21 protein-coding genes are annotated in these 17698 nt (G+C 27.5%); 5 read left to right on the top strand and 16 right to left on the bottom strand.

The features are described 5' to 3' along the window. Positions 1–23: 23 nt before the first annotated feature. From B3086_RS07380 to B3086_RS07370, 3 genes are all read right to left on the bottom strand, one after another. Complete coding sequence (locus B3086_RS07380; RefSeq protein WP_346848179.1) at positions 24–485, bottom strand: GNAT family N-acetyltransferase; 462 nt, start codon at positions 483–485, stop codon at positions 24–26. Positions 486–643: 158 nt separating this feature from the next. After that, complete coding sequence (locus B3086_RS07375; RefSeq protein ID WP_346848180.1) at positions 644–1093, bottom strand: hypothetical protein; 450 nt, start codon at positions 1091–1093, stop codon at positions 644–646. 432 nt (positions 1094–1525) lie between these two features. Beyond that, a complete protein-coding gene (locus B3086_RS07370) occupies positions 1526–1948 on the bottom strand; it encodes a VOC family protein (RefSeq protein WP_346848181.1) in 423 nt (140 codons plus the stop codon). Positions 1949–2673: 725 nt separating this feature from the next. Here B3086_RS07370 and B3086_RS07365 point away from each other — a divergent pair. Next, positions 2674–3216: a hypothetical protein gene (locus tag B3086_RS07365; RefSeq protein WP_346848182.1), complete on the top strand. Its 543-nt coding sequence runs from the start codon at positions 2674–2676 to the stop codon at positions 3214–3216. 111 nt (positions 3217–3327) lie between these two features. On the opposite strand, the gene B3086_RS07360 is transcribed toward B3086_RS07365, so the two are convergent. From B3086_RS07360 to B3086_RS07345, 4 genes are all read right to left on the bottom strand, one after another. After that, positions 3328–4719 (bottom strand): hypothetical protein, encoded by a 1392-nt coding sequence (locus tag B3086_RS07360; RefSeq protein ID WP_346880290.1) that lies wholly within the window; start codon positions 4717–4719, stop codon positions 3328–3330. Positions 4720–4941: 222 nt separating this feature from the next. After that, the gene (lepB, locus tag B3086_RS07355; RefSeq protein ID WP_346848184.1) at positions 4942–5448 is read right to left on the bottom strand and encodes a signal peptidase I; all 507 of its coding nucleotides are present in this window, start codon (positions 5446–5448) and stop codon (positions 4942–4944) included. Between the two features lie 153 nt (positions 5449–5601). Further along, positions 5602–5973 (bottom strand): antitoxin Xre-like helix-turn-helix domain-containing protein, encoded by a 372-nt coding sequence (locus B3086_RS07350; RefSeq protein ID WP_346848185.1) that lies wholly within the window; start codon positions 5971–5973, stop codon positions 5602–5604. Continuing rightward, complete coding sequence (locus B3086_RS07345; protein WP_346893360.1) at positions 5970–6191, bottom strand: ParB N-terminal domain-containing protein; 222 nt, start codon at positions 6189–6191, stop codon at positions 5970–5972. The genes B3086_RS07350 and B3086_RS07345 overlap by 4 nt, the downstream gene beginning before the upstream one ends. 69 nt (positions 6192–6260) lie before the next feature. Here B3086_RS07345 and B3086_RS07340 point away from each other — a divergent pair, with 69 nt between their 5' ends. After that, positions 6261–6758, top strand: a complete 498-nt coding sequence (locus tag B3086_RS07340; protein WP_346848186.1) for a DUF4829 domain-containing protein — start codon at positions 6261–6263, stop codon at positions 6756–6758. 510 nt (positions 6759–7268) lie between these two features. Here B3086_RS07340 and B3086_RS07335 read toward each other — a convergent pair. From B3086_RS07335 to B3086_RS07320, 4 genes are all read right to left on the bottom strand, one after another. Beyond that, positions 7269–7676: a helix-turn-helix domain-containing protein gene (locus B3086_RS07335; RefSeq protein WP_346880291.1), complete on the bottom strand. Its 408-nt coding sequence runs from the start codon at positions 7674–7676 to the stop codon at positions 7269–7271. A gap of 2 nt (positions 7677–7678) precedes the next feature. Next, positions 7679–7978, bottom strand: a complete 300-nt coding sequence (locus B3086_RS07330; protein WP_346848188.1) for a tyrosine-type recombinase/integrase — start codon at positions 7976–7978, stop codon at positions 7679–7681. A 1-nt stretch (position 7979) separates the two neighbouring features. Then, on the bottom strand, positions 7980–8567 hold the full coding sequence (locus tag B3086_RS07325) for a tyrosine-type recombinase/integrase (protein ID WP_346880292.1): 588 nt from the start codon (positions 8565–8567) through the stop codon (positions 7980–7982). Between the two features lie 146 nt (positions 8568–8713). After that, positions 8714–10729, bottom strand: a complete 2016-nt coding sequence (locus B3086_RS07320; RefSeq protein WP_346848190.1) for an ATP-dependent helicase — start codon at positions 10727–10729, stop codon at positions 8714–8716. 169 nt (positions 10730–10898) lie between these two features. On the opposite strand from B3086_RS07320, the gene B3086_RS07315 reads away from it, so the two are divergent. Both B3086_RS07315 and B3086_RS07310 read left to right on the top strand, forming a co-directional pair. Beyond that, positions 10899–12377: a nicotinate phosphoribosyltransferase gene (locus tag B3086_RS07315; RefSeq protein WP_346848191.1), complete on the top strand. Its 1479-nt coding sequence runs from the start codon at positions 10899–10901 to the stop codon at positions 12375–12377. 35 nt (positions 12378–12412) lie between these two features. Continuing rightward, entirely contained in the window at positions 12413–12799 is a 387-nt protein-coding gene (locus B3086_RS07310; RefSeq protein ID WP_346848192.1) for a hypothetical protein, read from the top strand. A gap of 142 nt (positions 12800–12941) precedes the next feature. Here the strand turns inward: B3086_RS07310 and B3086_RS07305 are convergent, their stop codons facing one another. From B3086_RS07305 to B3086_RS07295, 3 genes are all read right to left on the bottom strand, one after another. Continuing rightward, the gene (locus tag B3086_RS07305) at positions 12942–13163 is read right to left on the bottom strand and encodes a hypothetical protein (protein WP_346867269.1); all 222 of its coding nucleotides are present in this window, start codon (positions 13161–13163) and stop codon (positions 12942–12944) included. A gap of 184 nt (positions 13164–13347) precedes the next feature. Next, the gene (locus B3086_RS07300) at positions 13348–13947 is read right to left on the bottom strand and encodes a hypothetical protein (RefSeq protein ID WP_346848193.1); all 600 of its coding nucleotides are present in this window, start codon (positions 13945–13947) and stop codon (positions 13348–13350) included. A gap of 61 nt (positions 13948–14008) precedes the next feature. Continuing rightward, positions 14009–14620 carry a CoA pyrophosphatase gene (locus B3086_RS07295; protein WP_346848194.1) on the bottom strand — a complete coding sequence of 204 codons (612 nt, stop codon included), beginning with the start codon at positions 14618–14620 and terminating at the stop codon, positions 14009–14011. Positions 14621–14794: 174 nt separating this feature from the next. On the opposite strand from B3086_RS07295, the gene B3086_RS07290 reads away from it, so the two are divergent. Continuing rightward, on the top strand, positions 14795–16051 hold the full coding sequence (locus tag B3086_RS07290) for a D-alanyl-D-alanine carboxypeptidase family protein (RefSeq protein WP_346893125.1): 1257 nt from the start codon (positions 14795–14797) through the stop codon (positions 16049–16051). Positions 16052–16258: 207 nt separating this feature from the next. On the opposite strand, the gene ppaX is transcribed toward B3086_RS07290, so the two are convergent. Both ppaX and B3086_RS07280 read right to left on the bottom strand, forming a co-directional pair. After that, on the bottom strand, positions 16259–16888 hold the full coding sequence (gene ppaX / locus B3086_RS07285; RefSeq protein WP_346891616.1) for a pyrophosphatase PpaX: 630 nt from the start codon (positions 16886–16888) through the stop codon (positions 16259–16261). 6 nt (positions 16889–16894) lie between these two features. Next, a complete protein-coding gene (locus B3086_RS07280; protein ID WP_346848197.1) occupies positions 16895–17626 on the bottom strand; it encodes a hypothetical protein in 732 nt (243 codons plus the stop codon). Positions 17627–17698 lie beyond the last annotated feature (72 nt).

Raw genomic sequence — 17698 nt, 5'->3', positions numbered from 1 at the left:
TGAAGCATTTAGAGTTGAAATAGTTATAGTTTTAATTCCATTCTTAAATCTGATTCTAGATACTTACTGTCTAGAAAAGGGGTTTCTATAAAACCAAATTTCTTATATAACCCTATGGCTGAAGTTAATTTGTGATTTGAAAAAAGAATTATTCTTTTAACATTTTTTTGTTTTGCAATATAAAGACATTTTTCCATTAATATTTTTCCTATATTTAATCCTTGATATTTTTCAGTAACAGCAAGTTTTGCCAATTCCAAAGTATTATCATCAACTCTTATTAAAGACATAGTTCCTACTATTTCTTCACCGTGTTTAGAAAAAAATATAAAACCACCTTTATCTAGTACGATTTCTTTAGGATTATTTAAAATCTTCTCATCTTCCGGCTCTAATAATTCATACTTTTCAAGCCATTCATAAGAGAGCCTCTTTAAATCATCATGGTATTTTTCTTCATATTCAACAATTATTATTTTCTCCATATTAAATTCCCTTCCCTTTCAAATTGAACTTACATTTTAAATTATACTATATTATATATATCTTGGAAAAAATATAAAAAATAGAAAAGTTTAAAACTATACTTTAACTTATAGACACTAGGGTACTCTTAAGAGTACCTTCTCTTTGACCTACACTTTTACAATAATCCATATACTTCAATAATATTTAGAATATCATCTGCAATTTTTGTGAAATCTACTTTCTTTTGTTCAACATTATAAAAATCATCAGCAATAAAGTAGAGGTCAGCTTTGGGAGCAATACCTATATTTCTTCCAACTGCAATAGAAGCCATTGCTACTCCATGCATTTCTGCTATGTCTTTTTCACTACTAAAAGCTTTATAAAATTTCAAGTTATCTTTTATTTCCACATGGTCAACAAGCAAGGTAGCATCTATCATAGCTATCCCAATACCCTCACTATCATATCCTTTATCATGCAAATTGCCCAATTCAAGCTTTTTCTTTTTACCTTCTTCAATAAGTTTCCATGGTTCAAAGTCTTTCGGTAAATCCTCTGACCACTCTGTTACGGTATCAAATTGAGTAACATTTGTTAAATCTCCTACAGATATTTTTTTCAACTGTTCACTATCTATTTTTGTACCTCTTAAATCTATAATACCGTCTTGGTTTTTTTCATATTTAACATCATCACTTCTATCATTTAGAATTGTTGAAGATATTGGAATTGGATGATTTTAAATATATCCTCTTTCCCATGTATCATTATTAGAGCATGATATTAAAAAACATGCTGCTATTATTAAGCTTAGATTAATGTTAATGATAGTAACTTTTTCATATGCCCCCCCTAATAAAAAAATAATAGTAATGAACAGACAATTAAAATTGTTCATAAAATCTAATTGATAATTGTATTTACATTATCACTGGAAATCATGTAGTTCACCTCGAATTGCTAAAGATCGCCCTAGTACAAAATTCCTATTTTCCTTTTAGTTTATATATAATAAAATTTCGCTCACTTAACTAATCTCCCAAATTATTGGAGTTTATTTAATCCTATTGAACATTGGATGATTTACATTAAACTCAACTAAATCCCACAAGTTACCGTATAAATCTTTAAATACTGCAACTGTTCCATACTCCTGTTCTTTAGGCTCTCTAACAAACTCTATACCTATATTTTTCATTTCTTTATAATCACGCCAGAAATCATCAGTTCCTAAGAAAAGAAAAACTCTTCCACCTGCTTGATTTCCTATGAAAGGCTCTTGTTCTACCTTAGATGCTCTTGCAAGTAATATTGTTGTTGAATTTGAACCAGATGGAGATAATACTACCCATCTTTTATCTTGCTCTGATTGATAAGTATCTTCTAATAATTCAAAATGAAGTTTATTTGTATAGAAATCAATTGCTTCATCATAATCTCTTACTACTAAAGCAATATGTACCACCGATTGAATCATAACGTTCATCCTTTCTGTATTAGGATTTATCTCCCCGACAATTTGGAATTTTATAATATCTAAAGATTTTTATTAATTCTAACATATTATTGTTTGCTTTGTAATTTATTTATTAGTGCAATTGGATCTATTATCGTACCAAGTTCATAGGTTCCATTTTCACCAACAAAGGCAATTTTTTCATTAGCTTTTATTTCGAAACGCTATGAAAGTAATACATATAAAATATTAATATATATCAACACTTAATAGGTATATATTAATATGAATATAATTTATTGTAAATATATTGTGTTATTTTTTTCTTATGCAAGGTGTTTGATATAACACCACTTTACAAGTAATCAAATTTAAATTACCCAAAAATACAACGAACCAAACGACCTAACCCTGTACAAACTAATCATAGCAATACAAACAATCTGAAAGGGTGTGTTTGGTTCTATGAATAGTATTAATAGTAAATCAATAATTAAAACATTAAATAGTTATCTTTATTCATATAAAGATATATTTTATGAAAGAGGTTTTAAAACTTCACTATGATAATCATGGCAATGCTTTCTATTCAAGAGGTTCGCTCAATTAAATTCCTCTACGAGAAATTTATAAAAAAGCATTTAGAGATAGCTAATATAATATGATATGATATGATATAAAGTGGATTAAGAAAGATTAATATATGAAATTTTATATGTTAACTATAATGTAGAGGGGGATTTCTTGTGAGTAGAGTGCCATTTCAAATAGTAGATGAAAACTTTTATGAATGCGTAGATACAAGTAAAGAAATTTTTTGGATGTATAATGATATAGCATCTAACTGGGGTATTGTACATAATATTGATTTTGAGCATGTTGATTATGATAAATATATTATGTGTGAGATTGTTGAAGAAAGACTCAAAAGCCCTGATTTGCAACGTATTGTAGATATAGTTAATCAAGGTTGCTTTACCGCATTAAGCTGTTATGTTCTAAATCTAATGGATGAAGATTTACGGGATAGTAATGTTATTATTCTTATCGATGATTTATTAGCAGACCGAAGAATAGATAGTATGAAATTTGAAAAAGAGTTATTGATAATTATGCGTGATGCACTTAATCAAGAGTTAACATATAATATTGATGATAATAAATATTGGACTGAATTTCCTGCTGGTAAACACTTGTATGATAAGCTAAAAGAAGTATATGCAAAATATGTAATTGGTTATTATCAATCTATGATAGAAATAGCTCGAACTGATGTATATTATATATAAAGTTATTATCACGTTTTATACCTAAGTAGTATGTGTAGATGAAGACTAAGGCTGTCCCCAAAATGGTACGGTCTTTTTCTTCACAATAAAAAAGAGAGCTTTTAAACTCTCTTAATCATTTTTATATTCATTTATTAATTCGCGAATTGTTTTATTAAATGGCATTCTTTTCAATTCTTTTATATCTTTATCTCTAATCTTGTTAATTGAAAAATTATTTTTATAACTAAAAATCTTATACACACTTCCCTTAATTCTTTCTTTAATAATACCTTCAAACTTCATAATTATATTGAAGTTAGTTAATAAATAAAAATCAGCATTTGTAACAGAATTAAATGTTGTTATTGTATATTTTTTTATTATCTTTTCTTTAGTACTATTAATCTCTATTTCTATCTCTAGAGATAATTCAATGGTATTTGTATTATATATAATTTTTTTATTTGGTATGTATAGAATATCGTCAATTAATATATTTGTAAAATCTAAATATGTAATCCTATTATATCTTTTTAAAAATTCCAACGTGAGTCCACGTAATATACAATTATCTTTTTTATCAAAAGATAATTTCTCCGTTTCTATGCACTCAATATATTTAACATCAATAAAAATTTTACCATTGTAATTAAAGTTTACTATGCGGAAACACAATCCATATTCTAAATTTCTATTATTGGAAGTAACTCCTAATCTATAATGGTAATCTAAATTATTCACCAATGTATCCAGAGACATAAATTTCAAGATATGTCTAATGCTAAAATATATTTCATCATAATACGTTGATTTCATATCATGAGAAAATAACTTATCTCTAGATAATTCTTTTAATTTATAACTATATAAAATGCTTCTAACTTTATTTATTGGTATATTTTCTTCTACTTTAACATTTAATTCTTTTCCAAAATTAAAATCAAATTCATCTATATATATATCCCCAACTATATTATTATCATCATCTATATATGCTCTATAAGAAAATGTTTTCTTCCGATTTAATTTATAAGATACTTCTATGCAATTTCCGTTTATTTTTATATCTTTTATATCAATATCGCTCAAATCAATGAATATATATATCCAGAACTTTTCTTTTTTATTATAGTACTCTCTACTATGTTCTATTTTAGGAATTATCGAACTCTCAATAATATCCAAATTAAATATAATTAATTCAATATTAGAATTTTTTCTAATTTCTTCATAAATTAGTGGCTCTTTATTATTGCAACTTCCACCAAATAATATTCCTTTCATCGGTTTACCAATATTGTTGTTCTTAATAATATAATCTAAATTCCAGTAATCATCTTCCTCTATATCTTGATATTTAACCTCAATCACATAGTAATAATTTTCATCTTTAGCTAATAAATCTATTGCTTTTAACTGCTCCAAGAAATTTACTTCATTTTGTAATATATAACTTCCTCTTCCATTTAATAATTTTTCAATATGTGGATAAAGTATTATTTCTTTTTGTATATTAATCACCCTCCTATTTCTCTATTACTTATTCGGCTTTTAAAACTGCATAATTTCAATGTTTCCAACCCTTAATATATACCTCTTAGTGTAGTACAATTTTATAGGTATAATTTAAATTATATAAATCTTTTATTTAAGCATAAAAAAGAAGTGCTAATTAAACACTTCTAATACCTTTAAATTATGAGGTTTTATTTGGTTAATTCACCCTCTAGCATCATTATCAATTTATATCCCATTAAACAATCTCTCATTAAAATTAAATCTATATATAGCTTTACCTAGCACATCTTCTATTTTAACTACTCCTATGTGTCTACTATCTTTACTATTCCCTCTATTATCACCTAGTACAAATATATGACCTTCTGGAACAATAACTTTCATATCAGGATATGTTCTAATGTCCTTATCTAAATATTCTTCCTTAAGTAACTCTCCATTTATATAAATATAACCATTCTTAATTTCAACTGTTTCATTAGGTAACCCGATTACTCTTTTAATTATCCTTTTATCAAGAATTTCTTCATTGATAACAATTATATCCGACCTATTATAATCATCTGTAAACTGCTTATATTTCTCAAGTATAACCTTATCATGGGATTCATTTAAAGTTGGATACATAGAACAACCTTGAACACTTATAACATCTATTACAAACAACCTTATAGCTAATACAAATATTATTATTAATGCATATTGACCATACTCTTTAAATTTACTATTCATATAACAAACCACCTACTACTCTATTTTTATATTCATCACTTACTGATAAATATAAAAGATATTTGACTGGATATTTTTCTTTTTCAATTTCAATTTCAATTTTCATTTTTATACCCCCAATATTTATAATTACATAATAATATTAACATGTTTTCAAATATTAGTATATAACTGTATATATTCCTCTGTAGCTTTCTGTGTAAGACTTTTAATCTTATCTCTACCTAAGTCCTCTATAAGTTTAGATTGTTCTTCTTGGCTTAATTTAGACCATACAGAGAGTGCTGTAGTGTACTTTACCGTACCATCTGATATTAATTCTTGTAGGTCAGGGGATAAGGTTTGAAGTTGCTTAAGTCTTTGAAGTGTTCTAACATCCACTCCTAATCCTTTAGCCATTTGTTCTTGGGTTGGAGCGACATTTTGTCGTTCTAAACTTATTTTTCCTGCACTACCCTGTCTTACCCCACATAATTTTTCATATTCTCCAAATACTCTCCCTTGTTTAACTGGGTCATTTTTCAATCTTCCAAAGTTTGTTGCAAGAAGTTTTTAAGTTTTTCATCTTCTTCAATTAAATCTTCTTTTATAATTACTGGAATTAATTGAATACCTAAATCCTTACTTGCTTGATATCTTTGATGTCCACTTATTATTGTCATATCAGGACTTACTATTAAAGGTGTTAGAATTCCATCTTCTTCTATTGATTTTTTAAATTTTTCATACTGTTCTCCTTCAATATCAACATATACAAATATTTTTAAAATGGTATAATCATATTATATATTACAAATATTGGAGGAATTGTAATGAATGAGATGAAGGCTAAAATTAATCATTTATGGAAAACGAACAGAAAAGAATGTAAAATTGCTATTTTTATTCTAGTTGTAGTTATTGTTTTCATTATTGGTATAAGTACAACTAATCAAGGTGGTATAACTGATAATGTTGTAGTAAATATTGGAGAGTCTTCTAAGTTTACTGAAGAAGAAATAAATAAAGCAGTAGATTGTGTAAAGAAGGATTTTGATTCCGGTTATACAGGATGTACTCTTACTAAAATATGGTATGACGAAGAAAAATCTAATTCTGCTGTTGAAGAATATTTACAATATGGAGGAGGTTCAGTAAATGGAGTTAGTCCCGAAAATGTTATTATTTTGTTATCTAATTTTGATGTCGATGATTCAGGTGATAGTCTTGCTTTAAATCCAAATTCAACTTATACAAATTATAATTGGGTTTTAATAAGAACTAGCAAAAGAAGTAAGTGGAGAATTGATGACCGTGGCTATGGACTTTAACAAATTAAATGAAAAGAAATTTCACACTAAAAAATATTTAAATGAGGTTGTCTTTTTATAGTGAACTTCATTTAATGTAGTAAATCAACAATTTTAAATACAATGCCATTTAAAAGCTCATATCGAACCATATACGAGACGATACTTTGAACTTAAACAATAAAGGAGAGAATGCTACAATAGTATCAAGGTTATTGAGTGGCTCTTAATTTTATATTTATATATGTTGACTGTAGCTATATAGCTTATTAGTTTTTTATTATTAACCTTTTAATTATTAGTGCTACATTGATGTCATATGTAGTTAAAATATCATTGTCTTAGGGATATGACATATAACTCATACATCCTATTAAAAAGTGAAAAAAATAGGTTATATTTTTTAAAATCTGAACATGACAAATAAACCTATTGCATACTAATTTTTAAAAATGATATAATAGATTCAACAATTATTTTATTTATTCAGTTCTTGAGTCTTATGCTATCGTTACTAGCAGGGACTCCTTTTTATGTCCACCCTAAAAGTTTCTTCTCTAATTCTTCCATATTATAATCTCGTTGTTCATAACTATGGAATTTATTTTTCTTTTTATTATAAGTGCTTTTGACTTTATTCATAGCAGTTTTTACAGTTGTAACTGTTCTATCTATTACAGGTTTTAATAGAGTGTATATATTAACACTACCTAGTTTTCGCTCTATTGTTATATAACCTTCAGAAATAAGCCTTTTTAAACTCCTCTGGACTGTTCTAACGCATATATTAAGCATCTCAGCAACTTTTCTTTGAGAAGGGAAACATTTATCACTGTTGAAGCAAAAGGTCGAGAATGCACAAAATACAGCTTTGTCGGTAGTAAATAAAGACTTATTATACATTACTTCATTATAAAATGTAGTGAATCCTTTACTCATGATTATTTTCCTCCCTTTCTGCTTTTTCTATCAATTTTTAGCTTTTTATTATCTTTGGAAAGCACATCAAGGGGATTATATTTCAATAAATCTTCTGAGAAATCTAATGGTAATAAATTAACATATCTTTCTGTGGTTTTTATATTATTATGAGCGAGTAAAACATTAAGCCTATAAATATCTCCACCATTTTTAATAAATAAAGTTGCAAATGTATTTCTAAAAGTATTGACACCTCTCATTTTTACTTTGCAATGCTTAAAATAATTTACTAGATTTTGATGTAGTGTATCATAACTCATTTTATTTCCATCTAATTTTGGGAATAAATAATCGTCTTCTTTTAATCCCATTATAGCAATATACTACTTTAAGAGTTTTAGATAGGATTACAGTAACTTGCTTTTTTGTTTTCATATGTCTAAAAAGAATACTTTCATTAAGAAAATCGATATCTTTTACTTTTACATTTAATAATGTTGTACTCCTGCATCCTGTGCCTAATAGAAAGTTAACAGTTGTCCAACTTCTATAATCGCCTACAACACATGTATTTAAATTAGGTTTTTTAAGTAATTTATTTATTTCAGCCTCAGTATAAACTTCTTTTTTCGCTAAAATGATATTGGGAATTTTAACTTCAAACTTTTCTAAATACTCCCTAGTAAAGCAGTATGTTAAAAATGCTCTAATTTTTATAACATAAGTTTGATAGTAATTACCCTTATATCCTTTATCTATCATATAGTTTATATGTTTTTGTATTTTATCTTTAGTCAATGTGTTAATATTGTCATCCAAATTTACTATTTTACTTAATTGATATCTCTTAAATCTTTCTTTACTGCTTAAAGTTCCTTCTCTTTGACCTATACTTTTACAGTAATCCATGTATTCTTCATAACACTCTTTAATAGTTTTTTTGCATTTCTGTCAGCTCTTATTGTTTTTAGTTTTAATTTTGACATAAAAAATCGCTCCATTCATGTATCTGTTTTTTAATCAAACAATGAATGGAACGAATCTACATAACTTTTCTATTCCTCCAAAACCTCTATAAGCCCATTGGTTACAAGGACATCAAAGTCAAATTTTCTCTCCAAATCAGAAAATTTAATAGAGATATTACTTTCTTCTAAGGCTGTTATAGTTCCTGTTCCATAGAATTTATGGGTTACAGTTGTTCCAACCTTAAATTTAACTCTTTCTAGTATCTCTTCTTCTAGCTGGCACTCACATAGAAATTGAGATTTATTTTTCTTTTCACCTCTTATAAATTGAGGGAAAAGAAATATTAAGTTGTTAATAGCTCTAGTAACTCCTACATAAAATAGTCTTCTCTCTTCCTCTATATCATTATTTTTATAGGGAATAGCTCCATCTACTGTGTTAATCATAAATACCGTATCAAATTCCATTCCCTTAACACCGTGAATAGTACTAAGAATTACGCCTTCATTTTTATCCTTATTTCTAGAGCTAGCTTTCTTTGTTTCCTCTTCTACAGTATTTACATGTTCTAAGAAGTCTTTAATAGTTTTAAATCCCTTCACGCTTTCTTTAAACTCATTTAACACATTTTCTAAATCTTCTATGGAAAATTTATATTTCTGTGCATATTCCACCAGATGTTTATGATACATTAAGTCTCCTATAATAAATTCTACGGCAGAAGGTAGTGAAATTCTATTTAAGCTAGAAATATCCCTTTCGAGTTTATCTAATATTTTTAATTGAAACACTGGAGTACTATCTAAGTTTTTTAATTTAGTAAAGATACTGCCTAAGCTATTGCTCTTTTTAACTTCTTCTATACTATTTTTACTTATATACCTATAGGGTTTATTTATTATTCTAGTAAAGCTATCCATGTTTAGAGGATATATGCTTAACTTTAGATAAGCTAATATGTCTTGGCATATGAAGTGAGAGAAAAAATTATATTGTCTATCTAGTAAGGTAAAGGGAATTTTTTTTCTAATAAAACTATCAATTATACTTCTACTTTCTATATTAGTTCTATAAAGCACTGCAAAGTTATTAAAGTTATTATCTTCACTTTCCCTTACCTTAAGAATATAATCACTTATATATGTACCTTGAGCTGTTTCATCACGAACCCCTTGAGCCTTTATTATTCCATCATCAGTTTTACTGGCTCTGATATTCTTTGAAGTTCTAATCTTATTATTTTTTATAGACTTCATAGATAATCTTACTATATTCTGCTTTGACCTATAATTTGTAGATAGATATAAGGTTTTACCTTCTTTAAATATATCTTTAAAGTTTACTATATAGGTTGGATTAGCTCCTCTAAAACTATAGATGCATTGATCCTCATCCCCTACTACAAATAAGTTATTCCCCTTATTTAAAAGCTTTAATATGTCCACTTGTACATCATCACTATCTTGAAATTCATCAACTAATATATGTTTAAATTGATTTTGATATGAATTTAATATGGAGCTATTCTTAATAAATAAATCTCTACACATTAACTGTAGATCTTCAAAGTCAAGGAGGGATTTTTCCTTTTTATAGGATTCATAGAAATTTACACAGTTTTTTAAAAGTTCTTTATCGATTTGATTATTTCCATCTCTATTATATTCTCCCTTGCATTTATAGATGGATATGGCATTTACATATTCCTTAACTCTATCTTCACTAACATCCTCCACATAGGCAGTTAAAAAGTTTTTTACTACTCTATAGCTTTCAAAGGGCTCTATTATATTAATTTCTCCATAATAGGACTTTAGTATTTTATAGCAAAGTCCATGAAAGGTTCCAAAGAAAGGACTTACCTTATTCTTATCTATGGCTAGGAACCTATTTCTCATATTAGTTGCTGCTGCCTTGGTGAAGGTTATTATAACTATATTTTTAGGTGATATGTTTTTATGCTTTATAAGCTCATAAACTCTATTTACAATAACTACAGTTTTCCCACTTCCAGGACCTGCACTGACTATTATATTTTCATTTGAACAGTTAATGGCTATTAACTGTTCTTCACTTAAAGTGTTATTTTTGTTTCTTATCATAATATAAATCTTTCCTTTTACATACTTTCAATTTAATAATATTACCATATTATTTGTCCATATACTATAGAAATGAAAGTTTTCTTATGGTACGATATATAGGATGTAAATGTTAACCTATGGAGATTTTATAAAATTTTATGGTTTATATAAGTGAGGAGAACTAAAAATGGATACAATTACTAGACTTGACCTAAGAAGCCAAAGAAATCTTACCATGTTAGTAGATTTTTATGAGCTTACAATGGCTAATGGTTATTTAAATACTGAAGCAGATGATACCATAGCTTATTTTGACATGTTTTTTAGGAAAATTCCTGATGGTGGTGGCTACTGCATAATGGCAGGAGTTCAACAATTGATTGAATATTTAACTAATCTTAAATTTACTGATGAAGATATAGAATATCTAAGAAGTAAAGATTTATTTAGTAAAGAATTTTTAAATTATTTAGCTAACTTTAAGTTTAGTTGTGATGTATGGGCTATTCCAGAAGGTACCCCAGTATTCCCTAATGAACCACTTGTAACTGTAAGGGGTCCAGTTATGGAAGCTCAGTTTATAGAAACTATGATACTACTAACAATAAATCATCAAACTCTAATTGCTACTAAAGCTGCAAGAATTTGTGAAGCTGCTAGTGGTAGACCTGTAATGGAGTTTGGTTCTAGACGAGCTCAAGGCTATGATGGTGCCTTGTATGGAGCTAGAGCTGCAATTATTGGTGGATGTAATGCTACTGCTTGTACTATGGCAGATGAATTATTCAATGTGCCTGTAACTGGAACTATGGCACACTCTTGGATTCAGCTTTTTGATAGTGAATATGAAGCTTTTGCAGCATGGGCTAAAACTTATCCAGATAATACTGTACTTTTAGTAGATACATATAATGTTCTAAAATCAGGTATTCCAAATGCTATAAAGGTTTTTGATGAAATCTTAAAACCTATGGGTAAAAGACCTAAGGCTGTAAGAATTGATAGTGGCGATATTGCATATCTTTCTATAGAAACTAGAAAAATGCTAGATGAAGCTGGCTATGAGGATGTAAAAATCACAATTTCTAACTCTTTAGATGAATTTATAATTAAAGCTGTTCTAGAAAATGGTGCTAAAATAGATAGTTTTGGTGTTGGTGAAAGATTGATCACTGCAAGAAGTGAGCCTGTATTTGGTGGTGTTTATAAGCTTGTTGCTATAGAAAAAAATGGAACAATTATCCCTAAAATTAAGATAAGTGAAAATGTAGAAAAAATCACAAATCCAGGGTTTAAATCTCTTTATAGAGTTTATGATAAGAAAACCAATAAAGCTATTGCAGATTTAATTGCTTTAAATGATGAGAATTTCGATAATAATAAGCCTTTGCAGTTGTTTGACCCTAACTACACTTGGAAGAAAAAAAGAATTAAAAATTATAATATAAAAAATCTCATGGTACAAATATTTGATAAGGGTAAATGTACTTATGAAAGTCCTTCTGTAATGGAGATAAGAGAATTTTGTGGTAAGGAAAAAGCTAGTCTATGGTCAGAGATAAGAAGATTACAAAATCCTCATCAATACTATGTAGACTTATCTAAAAACTTATGGAATTTAAAAGAATCATTATTACACGAATACTCTTCAATATATGAAGAATAATATTAATATACTATCTATGAAGGGTATGATATCTATTGAATAAGAAACTTAAAATAAAAATTTCTAATGATGCCTTTGATTTTATTATTAAACTACTGGAATTTCATGATGAATATGATTGTATAGCATTAAAGGAACCTGAAAATGGTGGATGTTGTAAAAATTCTAAGGTTGATATAATTTTAGATAATACCATTAACTACAATGTTATTGAAGATATACAGGGGTTAAATATTGCTTATAGTGAAGATTTATCTAGTAATTTTAATGAAATAATTATTGTACTAAAGAAAGATTCTCTCTACCTAAAGGCAACACCTTCGTTTACTAATAAATCTAAGGGATGCGGTGGATGTGGTGGATGTGGATCAAAGTCAAAGGATTGCACATCATGTTCAGGATGTAGCATGAAATCAAAATAGTTAATAAAAAATCTCCTAGCCTAGGCTAGGAGATTTATATGTTTACTGAAATATACTAAATAACACACTTGGATTAGTTTAATTTGGTTGGAGCTTAATATAGATATTATGTTATAAAAAATCTATATTAAAAACAATTTAATTATAAGTAGCTGTCTTTGTATAAAAGAGATATAGGCAACGACTTATCCTCCTTGTACAAATCATAATCATAGAGATTTTTTATTTTGCTCCCCTTGCTACTAAGCTCTTTAAAGGGGCACTTATTATTATTTTCAGCCCAATTATAAAGGGCACAGTCCTTTGAACACTCTACATACTCATCATAAGTTGATAAAAAATCACACTTAACCAAGCATACCACCCCCAATAAATACACATTTAATACCCTAAATTATAAATGAGAATTTTCACAAAATAAAGTATTTTTAGTGGATTTATTGAGGGGTTTTCTATATTTAAGAATTTTCCAATATTTTTTAAATATAATTTTAGTATTTTAAAAAATATTGGAGTTATACTACAACTACTAAAATATATATATAAATTTATCCTATGAAAACTACACTTATGTCAATATTTATATTTTTATGTCCTACATTTCTTTGAGTATTATGGATATTCAAATTACTATCTTCTTTTTTTGCTATATGATTTTTAAGGTTAATAATCTTTTCACTATCAATATTCATTATTTTTTCATATATAGGAAGTAGCTCATTAGGAATCTTATTATTTAAGCCTATATTAATGACTGCTATTTTTTTTATTCCATAAATACAACTTAACAAATCTTCATTGTCAGTGATATAATGAGAAAATTCAGTAAACTCGTCCAACAAGTGGCTACAACCATATAAATCTAGTTCGGAAATAGTTGAGGGTCTTTTTTTACCCTCTTTGAAATCTAAATTTCCTACTTCATTATTTAGTATGGTACCACCTTTTTCTATGACAGCTCTTTCTAAGTTTAAATCATTTAACTCTAAACAATCATCTATTCTTACTTGAGTTCCAATATCTATATGATACATAATAAAATTTTTAGCTTCTTCCTTAGATCTGACAAGAATACTGTGAATACCAATTTCCTCAAGTTTATTCATCATATCTTGTATTAATATGCTTACAGAAGTTCTATTTACCATACATATTACACCTCCTAAGGCAGTTAAATATTTTCTTTACTTATTTATATGGATGTAATTACTATTTTATGATATCAATGAAAGATTTTATAATATGAGCTGTAAAACCCCAAATTACATAATTATTCCACTGATAAAAGTATTCATCTAATACCCCCTTTGAAAATTTATAATCCTTACCTCCGTTTATTAAATGAAAGGGAAATCCATCTTGATTTATTGGGCCAATATCCATTTTATATAGTAATGGTTCTGTATCAATAAAAAATTTTATTGGTACCTTAAATATATGATCAACTTCACTTGTATTAAACTTAATATTATTTGTATTAAGTTTAGCGATATAGGGACGCATTATCATGAGGTATGGTGATAAGAAATAATCCATTTCACCAATAACTTCAAAATCTTCTTTTTTAATATTCATCTCTTCCATGGTTTCTCTTATTGCAGCATCTCTAAAAGACTCTCCTTCTTCAACCTTTCCACCAGGTAGACAAACATCTCCAGGCTGACTATTTAATTTTTTAGCTCTAACTTGAAAAATTATATAAACCTCATCATCTATAACCTGTAAAAGAATCATCACTGCTGCTTTTTTCATAGGTTTTATAGATGTGGACTCCCTATCTTTAAAAATATCATTTATTCTATCAATATTTATATTTGTCATCAGTTCACTGCTCCTTCTAAATATCTTATATATAGCATACCACAATATTAGATAATAAAAATATAACATATTATTAATAACATATTTTTTCTTTGTCCTTGTTGAAAATTACAGTAAATGTTATACTAGATAGGACTTATTTAATTCTAAAATATAAAATTGGAGAGATGACTTGTGAAAAAGAGAATTTTATCATTATGGGTATTTTTTACTTTAGTATTTACCTTTTCTTTCTCAACTATAGCCATTGCAGAAACTCAACCTGAAATCGTTGGTACTTCTGCTATTGTTATGGACTTAGAAACAAAGGAAATAATCTATTCTAAAAATATCGATGAAAAGAAACAACCAGCCAGTATTACTAAGCTGATGACTGCTTTACTATTAGCTGAAAATAAAAGTAAAACTGATTTACTTACTTATCCAGCTGCAGCCTTAAAAGAAGAGCCTTATTCTTATGGACTTAATGTTCATCCAGTAACTCCTGGAGATACATTTACCGGTAAAGATGCTATGGACATACTACTTCTTTATTCAGGTAATGATATTGCTTATATGGTTGCTGAAAATATTGGTGGAACAAAGGAAAAGTTCATTACAATGATGAATGAAAAAGCTAAAGCTTTAGGTATGACCAATACTAATTTTGTAACACCTAATGGCCTTGATGATAACACTGATGATCACTATACTACAGCATATGATTTATCCCTATTATTAAATGCAGCTTACGGTAATGAGTGGATTAGAGAAACTATGTCTAAAAAGGAATCAGAAGTAAAATCTACTAATGGACCATCATCAATAGTTGAAAATAGAAATAAACTTATAGGTGTAGATGGAAACATTGGCGGAAAAACTGGTTATACAGAAAAGTCTGGAAGATGCTTAGCAGCTTTATATCAAAGGAATGGACATACTTTAGCAACGGTGGTATTAGGCTCAGATTATAATTTTCCAGTAGACACTCAGGTTTTTGAAGATACTACAAACTTAGCCAATTATGGCTTCAATGCAGAAAAAAAAGTCTTCAAAGCTAAGAACACTGAAATTTCAGAAGTTACTATGGAATATAAAATTTTACCTCTTATAGGACCTAAAAAAGCAATTAAAGTTCCAGTTACTATTCATGAGGATATTTCATTATATCCAACAGACTTAGAACCAGAATTTAATTCTGAAGTAGGTAAGATAAATATTTGGACTTTAAGTAAAGATAAATCTATTGGTAAAGCTACTGTTAATATAAAGGGATATGAAAAACAATATGATATATATTCTGGACTATCCAATATGGATATAATAAAAAGTAATATCCTTTATTATGTATTAGCTCTATTAGTATTAATAATAATAGCATCTTTAGTAATACTAATAATATCTAAAATAAACAAAAAACGTAGAAAAAAAAGAAATCGTATATATAGATAGCTTTAAAGATTCCCTATGTTAATATTAATCATAGGGAATCTTTTTTTTGTGTAAATATTTGTAATTTTATGTATAGTATGTTTTTCTACTTCTAATTAACTTTATTTATCATAATAAATTAAATTTAAATTTTACACTTTTTTATTTTATTATTTTCAATTATGACAATGATACTTATGATAATTTTTGAGGTAAACACCTAAAATACTAAATAAACTTTATAATGTCTTCAATTTTATCTATTATATAATCAGGATTATGTGCTTTAATCTTTTCTATATTTAGTGCAGTATAATTTACTAGACAAGTTTTTGCTCCTGCATTCTTTCCGCATAATATATCATTATGGCTATCTCCTACCATTATAGTTTCATTAGGATTAACTTTTAAGACTTCACAAGCTTTTAACACTGGTTCACCATCTGGTTTATGTTTCCTACTATCTTCTGGAGTAATTATTACATCAAAATATTTCTCTAAGTCAAAACAATTAAGTCCTCTTAAAGCCGTTCCCCTTTTCTTAGATGTAACTATTGCTAATTTTAGTCCCTTATCTTTTAGCTTTAGTAGTCCATCTTCCACGTGATCATAAGATTTTATGTATTTATCATGGCAATTAAGACAGTATCTTATGTATTCATCAACTAATTCATCAGCTCTCTCCTTATCATATTCACTCAATACATCCTTAAGTGGTATGCCAAAGGATTCTACAATTTCCTCCTTTCCTATATTTAATCCTAAATAATTATTTAATACATAATTAAAGGAAGTTAATATTAATTCATTGGTATCTATTATTGTACCATCTAGGTCAAACAGTATTGCTTTAATCATATCTTTCTACTCCTTATTTATAAGTAATTTTAGCGGTATGTACCACTTTGAATAACTCAATCCATGGTTATCTCTATATGTACCCTTTATATCCTTCACCATCACTGTAGCTCTTTTATTAATATTGCTAATTATTCCTTCATACAATATACCTTTGTATTTAAATTGAACAACTTGTCCTTTAACAAATGAGTTATTTATGGTTTTATTGAAGGCATCTTTACTCTTTAATATTTCATGATAACTACTCGTATGTCCAAATAAATTAAAGGCTATATTCTTAAATCTATTACCTTTACAATTAGAGTTTCCATACTCACTAAATTCTATGACATGGCAAAGCTCATGCTCTAAAATAAGCATAAGAGCTTCTAGTGCATCCTTAGCTTCTATTCCACATACAACTTTACTTCTATTATCTTCTATATATTCTTTTATGACTCTATTACTTATTCTAATCTCATAGGTACATTCTCTTCCTCTTTTTGAAAAGATAGTCTTTCCACCACTTGAAGTCATCCTATTGGATAAGGATACTTTAATACCCTTTGGTATAGCATTTACTAAATACCCCTTTAATACATAACCATCGTATATATCTATAAGGTTAGAAATGTTTTCTAATGTCAAAATATCTAGAGAATTTAGCACATTAAGTTTATGTCTTCTGCAAAAATCTTTCTTTATAAAATCTCTCATATTCACTTTATCATTTTTGTTAACTTCAGCGTCAATCATTAGGTATGTACTACCTTCCTTAAATAGATTTTTTCTATAAAAACGCTGAGCATGCATTTTAATTATATTACA

It is taken from the genome of Clostridium sp. UBA871 (assembly GCF_002295255.1).
Classification (GTDB): domain Bacteria; phylum Bacillota; class Clostridia; order Clostridiales; family Clostridiaceae; genus Clostridium_J; species Clostridium_J sulfidigenes.
Note: the sequence above shows the minus strand (reverse complement) of the source record. Positions and strands in the feature narration are given on the sequence as shown.